Origin of the sequence: Paenibacillus forsythiae T98 (assembly GCF_000520735.1) — a bacterium.
GTDB lineage: Bacteria > Bacillota > Bacilli > Paenibacillales > Paenibacillaceae > Paenibacillus_AQ > Paenibacillus_AQ forsythiae.
Map to the genome: position 1 here is coordinate 1 of NZ_ASSC01000886.1, position 384 is coordinate 384.

Sequence of the window (384 nt, forward strand, 5' to 3'; positions counted from 1 at the left end):
CGCCGAACATCAGCGCCGCCGCCGCCGTTGTCGCCAGCCAGCACATCGCTCCGCCCGCCAGACTTCCATATACATATCCGAACAGTCCAATGACGGCCTTATACGGCACAACCGGGAATAAAGCCAGCGCCGCCGCGGCCAGGATCGAAAGCGGCACATGCCCGTCTTGGCCCAGCCAATCCAGAATGGTATATCTGTACATAAACGCGGCGCCCAGGCCCGAAACATAACTTAGCGCCAGCAGCCATTTTCTCATCATAATATGTCCTTTCTCTTTCATCTTCACCCATCATACTGAAAAAAACCAAGGAATAGAAGAAAGCTCATTTGTCGAATCGCCCCGGCAGGGTATAATAGCTGATGAGAAATGGTGCGGCGGGGGGC

1 pseudogene is annotated in these 384 nt (G+C 54.7%); it reads right to left on the bottom strand.

The features are described 5' to 3' along the window. Positions 1-259, bottom strand: a pseudogene (locus L692_RS0126950) (TVP38/TMEM64 family protein); the annotation flags it as partial. Between the last annotated feature and the right edge of the window lie 125 nt (positions 260-384).